The 1,939-nt window shown below is 39.6% G+C and carries 3 protein-coding genes and 2 pseudogenes; 3 read left to right on the top strand and 2 right to left on the bottom strand.

What is annotated here, in order from left to right:
* Window positions 1-241 precede the first annotated feature (241 nt).
* Together AC805_RS16360 and AC805_RS27425 are read left to right on the top strand one after the other, a co-directional pair.
* Window positions 242-706 (top strand): DUF3293 domain-containing protein, encoded by a 465-nt coding sequence (locus AC805_RS16360; RefSeq protein WP_055076404.1) that lies wholly within the window; start codon window positions 242-244, stop codon window positions 704-706.
* 191 nt (window positions 707-897) lie between these two features.
* A pseudogene (locus tag AC805_RS27425) lies at window positions 898-1,089 on the top strand (ATP-dependent RecD-like DNA helicase); the annotation flags it as partial.
* A 2-nt stretch (window positions 1,090-1,091) separates the two neighbouring features.
* On the opposite strand, the gene AC805_RS27420 reads toward AC805_RS27425, so the two are convergent.
* Both AC805_RS27420 and AC805_RS16350 read right to left on the bottom strand, forming a co-directional pair.
* Complete coding sequence (locus tag AC805_RS27420; RefSeq protein WP_055076403.1) at window positions 1,092-1,346, bottom strand: hypothetical protein; 255 nt, start codon at window positions 1,344-1,346, stop codon at window positions 1,092-1,094.
* Window positions 1,346-1,543, bottom strand: a complete 198-nt coding sequence (locus tag AC805_RS16350; protein ID WP_055076402.1) for a hypothetical protein — start codon at window positions 1,541-1,543, stop codon at window positions 1,346-1,348. Before AC805_RS16350 ends, AC805_RS27420 begins: the two co-directional genes overlap by 1 nt.
* A 130-nt stretch (window positions 1,544-1,673) precedes the next feature.
* On the opposite strand from AC805_RS16350, the pseudogene AC805_RS16345 reads away from it, so the two are divergent.
* Window positions 1,674-1,939: pseudogene (locus tag AC805_RS16345) on the top strand (ATP-dependent RecD-like DNA helicase); the annotation flags it as partial.

The following is a 1,939-nucleotide window of genomic DNA, read 5'->3' as shown; positions in this document are numbered from 1 at the left end:
AGAACTAATTAGATAGTCACTATAAAGATCTAACATGTTCATCTTCATGTTTTTATCTTCTTTCCTCATCTTAGCTTGGTTTCGGCAAAGCAATTACTCTCAAACCTACTTCCAGTATACATTCTCAGTCATTTTTTTTGGGCGCTTTCTATCTGCGTAAGGTGAGTTAGCACATGGGAGAAGTATTCTATCTAATACAACAGACGTATCAGATGCACTGAATCGAATCAAAAAGATTGACTTGCGATTAGAGCAAATCTCAAAGCTAATTAATGATAGGAATAATGTATGGGAAGCATTTGCTAAGACTCATATTGTAAAACGTACTGTCACGGTGACAGAAGATTTTTGGGTGGGGAAAAATGCGATTCAGTTACCACTAAAGACTCCTATCTTCGTCATCACAGCATCTAATCCATTGGAAGAAGTTTTATCTAAAGAGAAAAATTCAAAAAGAAATCAAAGTCTTCGTGATTTGCTAGAATATCGCAAACTAAATTTTGTTGAAGTTGTTGGACAATCTCCTGATGGGAAATGGTCGGAGAATAGCTTTGCAATAGAGGGGATGACTAGGTTAGAAGCTTGTAAATTAGCAAAAGATTTTAGTCAACGCGCAGTTTTTGAACTTGAATCAGATACAGTCAGAGTTATCTCTATTACTGGGAAAATTATGTCAGAGAGGGATCGCAATAGAAACGATATCTAAAAATTTTTCTAGTCAAATATTAAGCAATCAGCTTATACAAACATACATCATTGATTTATGAAAGACATCGCATTCTCGTCATCTTTTTACTTGTGCTAGACAACTTGTGATCGCTTGTTGGTGTGTTTGATGCGATCACACTTGTGTTTAGATTGGTTGGAGATCGCTAAATTTATCCATCCTTATGGCTTATGCCTGACAACACCGACTACCTCCAAGGCATTATCGAACGCCTCACCTTTCAATCGGAAGAGACAGGCTATACCGTAGCACGGCTAAAAGTCCCCAAGGCTCAAGACCTAATCACCGTAGTCGGTAACTTTGCCAATATCCAAGCAGGACAGACTCTAGCCCTAGAAGGCACATGGCGATCGCCCAAATATTATTACTTCCCAATGAGACGTTCATACTCAGCGTGCGTACCAATCCAAAACCAAGAAATACCCTTCTCAACCTCAATTCCCACTGCCCGATATTCCTTACTAATTCTTACTGACCAATACTTCCCAACTCTCTTTAAGTGCAAAGATGGATGCGATGGATTGGTTTTCAGTAACTCATAACTTTGATCGGCAATCTCCTGAATAGTTTCAGGTAAAGCTTTGTAATATCCCCAAAATCGTCTGGTTGTGAAGTGCATTAGATTTGCTTGCAAAATCCATTTTCAAAATCCTCAATCGCTTCCTGTGCCAGAAAATCTAACTTCCCCGACTCAATATCACTCTCTAACTCCTCATCCCAACGTTGATAATCTAAATCCAACAGCCAATCAATAACTTTGCGAAATTCGCTAGGAGGAAGTTCTAATATAGCCGACTCAATTTGTTGAATAGTCATCGTTTTAGATTTCTATGTAAAATAATTGTTTGCGCTGGTTAACTTGAGCGATCGCCAATCAATTGTAGCACTACAACATTTTAGCTAATAATGGTAAAGCGATCGCTACATTTATCCGTCCTTATGGCTCATGCCTGACAACACCGACTACCTCCAAGGCATCATCGAACGCCTCACTTTTCACTCCGAAGAAACAGGCTATACTGTTGCGCGGCTAAAAGTACCTAAGGCTCAAGACCTAATCACCGTAGTCGGTAACTTTGCCAATATCCAAGCAGGACAGACTCTCGCTCTAGAAGGTACATGGCGATCGCATCCTAAATTTGGCGACCAGTTCCAAGTCACTCAATACCGTGAAACTAAACCCGCCACAATTACAGGAATTGAGAAATATCT

Origin of the sequence: Pseudanabaena sp. 'Roaring Creek', from assembly GCF_001402795.1 — a bacterium.
In the GTDB taxonomy this organism is placed as follows: domain Bacteria; phylum Cyanobacteriota; class Cyanobacteriia; order Pseudanabaenales; family Pseudanabaenaceae; genus Pseudanabaena.
Note: the sequence above shows the minus strand (reverse complement) of the source record. Positions and strands in the feature narration are given on the sequence as shown.